Origin of the sequence: Brachyspira pilosicoli (assembly GCF_019402445.1) — a bacterium.
Taxonomy (GTDB): domain Bacteria; phylum Spirochaetota; class Brachyspiria; order Brachyspirales; family Brachyspiraceae; genus Brachyspira; species Brachyspira pilosicoli_B.
Genome location: NZ_SRZM01000307.1, coordinates 1 through 7,015 on the forward strand (window position 1 = coordinate 1; position 7,015 = coordinate 7,015).

General features: G+C 26.1%; 8 protein-coding genes and 1 tRNA gene. 5 read left to right on the forward strand and 4 right to left on the reverse strand.

The window, feature by feature from the left end:
* Positions 1 to 441 (reverse strand): chemotaxis protein CheW (locus E6A48_RS09535; RefSeq protein ID WP_219709983.1); only part of this gene is annotated, 441 nt, incomplete at its 3' end.
* 135 nt (positions 442 to 576) lie between these two features.
* Here E6A48_RS09535 and E6A48_RS09540 point away from each other — a divergent pair.
* The 5 genes from E6A48_RS09540 (at position 577) to E6A48_RS09560 (ending at position 3,960) form a co-directional block, all read left to right on the forward strand.
* Positions 577 to 1,344 carry a biotin--[acetyl-CoA-carboxylase] ligase gene (locus E6A48_RS09540; RefSeq protein ID WP_258018593.1) on the forward strand — a complete coding sequence of 256 codons (768 nt, stop codon included), beginning with the start codon at positions 577 to 579 and terminating at the stop codon, positions 1,342 to 1,344.
* 18 nt (positions 1,345 to 1,362) lie between these two features.
* Entirely contained in the window at positions 1,363 to 1,596 is a 234-nt protein-coding gene (locus E6A48_RS09545) for a hypothetical protein (RefSeq protein WP_219709985.1), read from the forward strand.
* Positions 1,597 to 1,666: 70 nt separating this feature from the next.
* Positions 1,667 to 2,266, forward strand: coding sequence for a bifunctional nuclease family protein (locus E6A48_RS09550; protein WP_219709986.1), 600 nt, complete (start codon positions 1,667 to 1,669; stop codon positions 2,264 to 2,266).
* A 30-nt stretch (positions 2,267 to 2,296) separates the two neighbouring features.
* Entirely contained in the window at positions 2,297 to 3,460 is a 1,164-nt protein-coding gene (locus E6A48_RS09555) for a tetratricopeptide repeat protein (protein ID WP_219709987.1), read from the forward strand.
* A 5-nt stretch (positions 3,461 to 3,465) separates the two neighbouring features.
* Positions 3,466 to 3,960, forward strand: a complete 495-nt coding sequence (locus tag E6A48_RS09560; RefSeq protein ID WP_219709988.1) for a hypothetical protein — start codon at positions 3,466 to 3,468, stop codon at positions 3,958 to 3,960.
* On the opposite strand, the gene E6A48_RS09565 is transcribed toward E6A48_RS09560, so the two are convergent.
* From E6A48_RS09565 to E6A48_RS09575, 3 genes are all read right to left on the reverse strand, one after another.
* Positions 3,957 to 4,859, reverse strand: a complete 903-nt coding sequence (locus tag E6A48_RS09565) for a carbohydrate kinase family protein (protein ID WP_219709989.1) — start codon at positions 4,857 to 4,859, stop codon at positions 3,957 to 3,959. The genes E6A48_RS09560 and E6A48_RS09565 overlap by 4 nt on opposite strands.
* 37 nt (positions 4,860 to 4,896) lie before the next feature.
* On the reverse strand, positions 4,897 to 6,744 hold the full coding sequence (locus E6A48_RS09570; RefSeq protein ID WP_407928846.1) for a penicillin-binding transpeptidase domain-containing protein: 1,848 nt from the start codon (positions 6,742 to 6,744) through the stop codon (positions 4,897 to 4,899).
* Positions 6,745 to 6,818: 74 nt separating this feature from the next.
* Positions 6,819 to 6,890: transfer RNA gene (locus tag E6A48_RS09575), tRNA-Cys, on the reverse strand.
* Between the last annotated feature and the right edge of the window lie 125 nt (positions 6,891 to 7,015).

Consider the following 7,015-nt stretch of genomic DNA (forward strand, 5'->3'; position numbering starts at 1 on the left):
ATCAAGTTCATTTTCCAAAAATACTTTATCTATATCCACTAATATAATCATCTGTTCATTAGCTTTTACTAAACCATTGATATATCTGCTGTCTATTCCAGAGTGAATATCTATTTCAGATTGTATATTTTCACTATTGATAGTAAGTACATCAGAAACGGAATCAACTACGAGTCCATATTTTTTATTTCCTATAGCAACTACAACTATTACGCAATTTTCTGGGTCCATTGGTTTATCAAAATGAAATCTAGACCTTAAATCTATTACTAATATGATAGTACCTCTTAAATTTATGATTCCTTTAAAATATTCAGGAGAGTTAGGTATTGGAGTAGGAGCCATAAAACTTAAAATCTCTTGAACTTTAAGAATATCCATACCATATAATTCATTATTTATTTTAAATACAAGTATTTGATTTGATGTAGTGCTGCTCATATTAACTCCTTAAAAATATACGTCAAAATTATAATATATAACTGTTATAAGTCAAGTACATTTATTTTATTTGGTTGTTTATGTAAATAATAAAAAAGATATTGATATATTCATTTTTAAATGTATAATAAAAATATGGAAGTTAACATATTTTTAGAAAATTTAAAAACCAAAGTATATGGAAGAAACTTAAAAATATTTGAATCTCTAGAAAGTACAAATACTAAGATGATAGAAGATTTAAATAATGGTATTAAGTTAGAAGAGGGCAGTGTATATATTGCTTTAAAACAAACAGCAGGCAAAGGCACACATGGAAACAAGTGGGTGTCTAATAATGATTTAGGGTTATGGTTTAGCGTATTAGTATATACTCCGTTTAAAAAAGAGGCATTAAGTTTTCTTCCTGGTATTGCTTTAAGTAAATGCTTAAGAGAAAAGTATAATGTAAATGCACATGTAAAATGGCCTAATGATGTTTTAGTAAAAAACAGAAAAATATCAGGAACTCTTATTCAGGTTACTCCTATAGAAAATAGAAATGCATGCATAATTGGAACGGGAGTGAATTTATACCATACAGAAGAAGATTTTCCAGAAGATATAAAGCATAAAGCAACTTCCCTTTATATGGAAACTAATGTGAAAATAGAATTATCAGAGTTTTATAAAGAACTTATTACATGCTTTGAGGAAGTATATACAAGCGAAAAAAAATTATCAGAATATTTCAGAGAATACAGTAATATGATAGGCAGAGTTATAAAGGCAAAAAAAGATGGTGAAGAAATTAGTGCTTTAGTTAAAGATATTACTGAAGAAGGATACTTAATAGTTGAAGTTAATAAAAAAGAAGAAACTTGGATATCAAGGGCTTCTTTAGATATAGATACTAATTATTAAAAAATGGAAGTGTAAATTATGAGAAAACCTATACCGTATAAAAAACCAGAAGAAAAAAAGAAAATAAATAAAAAGAATATTATATTATTTATATTATTTGAGATAATAATAATAATACTTGCTATTGTAACTACTGCTATTATATCTTTATTATTTACTATTACTCCATATATAAGTGCTGCTATTAGTGCTTTAATACTTATTTTATTTACTATTTTTATATCTAAAGAGTTTTTATTAAAAATTAAGTAGATAATATATAAAAAAATGTCCTTGACAAATCAAACATATATATTAATATTATAATAAGAGGTATTTAAAAGTGGTTGAAGCAAAAATACTTAATTTGGCTATAACAGATAAATATTTCGTTGTAATGTTAAAGCCAGAAAATACTGAAAAAGTTATTCCCATATCTATAGCTACCCTAGAAGCTCAATCTATTATGACTAGTCTTATAGGCTATAAAAAAGAAAGACCTCTAACTCATGACCTTATTAATAAAATATTTAATACTTGTAATATCAAATTAGTTAATGTAATTATAGATAATATACATATGGATACTTATTTTGCTAAACTTGTTATTGAATATGATAAGAACAATGTTTTTATAGATTCCAGACCTTCTGATGCTATAGCATTAGCTTTAGAGTTTAAATGTCCTATTTATGTAGAAGAGCATGTTATAGAAAAAGCTGGCATTATACTTGAAAATGGCGAAGAGGCTTCTGCTGTTCCTTTTGTATATCAAAGATTTGATAATGATGAAGATGTTGCTGAGGCAGATAATAATAGTTCAATAAATAATAATAATGTCAAAACTAAAGAAGAGATACAGAGATTGTTGGACCAGGCTATAAAAGAAGAAAGATATGAAGATGCTGCTAAATATAGAGATGAATTAGACAAACTTAATTAATTTATTTATTAGCTAATAAGGTTTATAAAAATGAAAAAATATGTAATAATATTTTTATTTATTATTTCTTTAATAGTATATTCTAAGCCTTCTGATAAGATAAAATTTGATGAAACTGAATTAACTCCATTAGAAAAAGAGTTCTTTACAAAAATAGATAATGGCGATACTAACGATATAGAATTGTATTATGATGGTTTTATTATAGCTTCTGGAATTACAGATGAAGATGAGTTTAAGTTTTATAGAACTAAATTAGATGATATTAGAAAAATGGCAAAAGATGAGCTTTCTCAGTATGTAGATGAAGGAGCTTATGATTTTGGAAATAGACTTTTACTATGGATATATGATAAAGGAATATTAAAAAAATATTTTGAAACTTCTACTTTATTTCAGGATATGATTTCTAAAGGGGAATATAATTGTTTAAGTTCTTCTATACTTTATTATCTTCTTTATAGCGAGTTTGGTTATGAGGTTAAAGGAGTATTAACTTCAAGTCATGCTTTTTGTACTGTTTATACAGAGAAAGGTCCTATTGATGTGGAAACTACTGTAGCAAAAGGATTTAATCCAGGAACTAAAGAAATAAGAAATACAGGAACTTCTACTATAGTTACTTTTGTGCCTAAACAAAATTATAATAATAGAAATGAAGCAGATATTCTCACTTTAATAGCAACGTTATATCCTAATTCTATTTCATTAAGAAAAATAGAGAATGATTTGGATAAGCAATTAACTATGGCTAAAAAAGCTTATTATTTATCTCCATATACTGAAATGTATAATGATAATTTAGTTAATGCTTTCAATAGAGCAGCATTGGATGCATTGAAAAAACACGATTATGAAAAGTCATATACATATCTTAAAGAGGCATATGATTTTAATCCTAATAATACTATGACTAAAAAAAATACAGAGCATTATTATAATACTATAGGGGCAAGTTATTTAAATATGAAAGATTTCCCTGCGGCTATAAATATATATAAACAGGGCATAGAAGATTTGGGAGAAAATACTACAGTTTTAAAAAGAAATCTTAAGGTATCATATTATAATTATGCTGTTACAGAATATAATAGCAAAAGATATAATAATGCTAATACTATAATAGAAGAAGCTTTGAAAATATTTCCTAAAGATGCCGATTTTACAAGACTTCTTAGGTCTATACCTAAATAATTATTATGAGATTAATTATTATTTTATTTGTTTTTTTTAATATGCATTTTCTTTACGCACAAGAAAATTATAATCTAAATAAAACATTTAGAATAATAAGAAAGTTTGATAATTTACTTTCATCAGATAATAAAGAATATGTTTTTTATATAGATGCTTCTTATTTGTTTTCTCCTGAAGGTAAATCAATATACAGCAATAATATTTATATGGCTAAAAAAGCTTTAGAAAATAATTCTAATGATATAGTTTATAGCGGGGTTATAAAATCTAGTACACCACCAGAAAATTATGTTTATTTACTTCTTCATAAGAGGCTTTATGATTATATATCAAAAAATAAATCTAGCTATATAGATGAATTAATGCAAACTAATTTACAAACATTTTATGATAATGTAAGAAAGTATGTTGTAAAAGAAGAAACATATACTGGTAATTTTAAGTATATAAGATTTTTAACTAAAACAAAATATAAATATTATACAGGCAAAGATTAAAGATTAAATAATTTTTTTACTTCTATAGTATTATATTTTGCAGTGCCGCCTTTTAATTGCACCATTTGTTCAGAAACAGTTGAGGCGAAATCGAGTACTTTTCTTATATCCAAATTATTTAAAATAGCGTAGCTTAAAGCAGCTGCAAATGAATCACCAGCCCCAACAGTATCAACTACTTTTACTTTATTTGAAGGTTTAAATATATATTCATTGTTATAAAGTACAGAAGCCCCCTCAGCACCAAGAGTTAAAAATATATATTCAATATTAAAATCTTTGCTTAATACTTTTAATAGCTTCTCATTATCATTTTCTAATGATGGATATAGTATATTTTTTATAGTAGCAAGTTCATCATCATTTATTTTTAATATGTTTATAAACTCTAATGCCTCTTTTATCTTTTCTTTAGTATAATAATTTTTTCTAAAAGTTACATCACATATTTTATATTTAGAATCAATATTGTTATATATCTTTTTTATAGTATTATATGAGCATTCATTTCTTTGAGATAAAATATTAAAATAAAATAAATCATATTTGCATTTTAATGCATTTTCTATCTTTTCATTATATTCTATATTATCCCAAGCAGCATTTTCATGAATTATGTAATCTGGTACTTTATTTTCATTAAGAAATACAGTTGCTTTTCCAGTATCATATTTATTATTTATTTGTATTAGAGAAGAATCAATGTTTTCTTTTTTTATAAAATCAATAGCATTATTACCTAATTCATCATTACCCAATGCCGTTATGAACTTTAATTTGTCATCATTATTTAAAAGTCTGGATAATTGAATTGAATAATTGAAAGGTGCTCCTCCAATTACAGATACATCATTATATACATCATATAAAAGTTCTCCAAATGTGAGTATATTAAACATTTAATATTATCTCCTTAAAAAAGTTATTTGTAAAAAATTATTTATTAGTGTCTCTATTAGGAGCCTTAAGATTGAGCCGTATTATCTCTTCATTAGATATTACATTTCCAGCTTGAGGACTATAATCATAAATATATCCTTCACCCTGAACTACTATTTTAGCATTATTATTAGAAACGATATAAGATATATTGTTTAAAGCATCTCTTAATGAAAGACCATATATATTAGGCATAATGTTATTAGTATAAATAATATTATCTTTTGGCACTAAAGATAAAAATTCATTAGTGTTTATAGTGTGTATTTCTCCGTCAACGAGTCCTAAATATGGAATAATCTGATTAGCAACCTGAGCAAAAAGCGGAGCAGCCACTCTTCCTGCAGCAAGCCCTCCAGAACCTTTAGGGTCATCTAGTAAAACCAATATAGAAACTTTAGGGTCTTCCAAGGGAAATCCACCTATAAATATAGATTGATAATATTTTTCAGCTCTGTTTGTAGAACCAGACCTATATACTTCAGTGATAGCAGTACCAGTTTTACCAACAACATCTATATTAAGCAAATTAGCTCTGCTACCTGTAGAACCAGATTCAACCCCTTTTCTAAGTAGAAGTCTTGCTATTTGTGAATATTGCTCATCTATTATTCTTTCTTTTTTTAAGTTATTTGTTAATATTAACCTATTTTTACCATCATAAATAGAATCTACAACATGCATTTGAACTTTATATCCGCCATTTAAAAGAGGCAAATATGAAGAAGCTATTTGCATAGGAGTTACACTTAAATCATAACCTATTGCTAAATAACCACGTGAAAATCTATGCCAATCTTTTAAATCATGATATATTCCAGTCCATTCATTTTTATATTTTCCCATTACATCTGTAGCATCGCCAAATCCAAATCTTTTTAAATATTCATACAAGAATTTTTTATCTACTCTCTCAGCAACAGTAACAACAGCATAATTGCAACTATATTTTAATATATCATTAAAAGCTATTTTTCCATGCGGATAATCACAGTGTATACGAGTTTGTTTGCTATAGTCATAATAACCATTACAATAAAAAAGTTCATCTGTATTAACAACTCCCTCTTCTAAAGCGGCAAGTTCTACAAATATTTTCATTGTGGAGCCTGGATAAATAGTACTCATTATACTTCTATCTAATCTTTCATTATTAACATATATAAAAGGGTTGTTTGGGTCGAAAGATGGGTATGAATAATTTGCTATAATAGCACCTGTGTTTACATCAGACACTATAAAAGTAACAGATTGAGGGGACTTTTCTGCTACAGTTTTTAATACTTCATTTCTCACTATAGTTTGTATATCTCTATCAAGTGTTAAAACTAAATCCTTTGATTGTCCATTTACTGATGATAATACATTTTGATAAGTAGCTTCTAAACCTGCATAACCTTCTGTTTCAGATTTATTCATATATCCTATAACATGTGCAAATATATCACTATATGGGTAAAATCTTTTATAGCTTTCATCACCATAAATACTTTTTATATTATATTTGTTTTTTACTTCTTTTATTTTATTATAAACATCCAAACTAACATTTCTTGCTAATCTTATAGTTCTTCTTTTATTTTTTAATAGTTCTGCAAATCTTTCTTTTGTAATACCTAGTAATCTTAATATTTCATCATATCCTTCATTTACATTTACTCCTTCTTTTCCATCTAATTCTGCTACAGACTGAGTATCTATATACATAGTGTATACTGGGACATTGATTGTAAGAGGACGCATTTTAGAATCATAAATAGTTCCTCTTGGTTCATATGAATCATTTGCTGTTTGAGTAGATTTTCTTTCTTTGATAGTTAGTACATAGAGCTTTTGAGTAAGCATAAGTACGATAACTAAGAAGAATATTGCAAAAATATATATTTTTTTCATTATGTTAACAAAAAATCAGAAAAATGAGGCGGCGAACGGATTCGAACCGATGAATAAGAGTTTTGCAGACTCCTGCCTTACCACTTGGCTACACCGCCATATATTTTGATTGTTATAGTATATAATAAATAAATTAAAAAGTCAATAGATATATAAAAATCTATTGCATATAATTTTTAATATTAATTCTTTATAAGAATGAGTTTTTTAAATTGTATTTGTA

What these genes read in the sequence shown, in the direction of transcription:
- E6A48_RS09540 (WP_258018593.1), top strand. Translation starts at nt 577, where the DNA reads ATGGAAGTTAACATATTTTTAGAAAATTTAAAAACCAAAGTATATGGA.
- E6A48_RS09545 (WP_219709985.1), top strand. Translation starts at nt 1,363, where the DNA reads ATGAGAAAACCTATACCGTATAAAAAACCAGAAGAAAAAAAGAAAATA.
- E6A48_RS09555 (WP_219709987.1), top strand. Translation starts at nt 2,297, where the DNA reads ATGAAAAAATATGTAATAATATTTTTATTTATTATTTCTTTAATAGTA.
- E6A48_RS09560 (WP_219709988.1), top strand. Translation starts at nt 3,466, where the DNA reads ATGAGATTAATTATTATTTTATTTGTTTTTTTTAATATGCATTTTCTT.
- E6A48_RS09565 (WP_219709989.1), bottom strand. Translation starts at nt 4,859, where the DNA reads ATGTTTAATATACTCACATTTGGAGAACTTTTATATGATGTATATAAT.
- E6A48_RS09570 (WP_407928846.1), bottom strand. Translation starts at nt 6,744, where the DNA reads ATGCTTACTCAAAAGCTCTATGTACTAACTATCAAAGAAAGAAAATCT.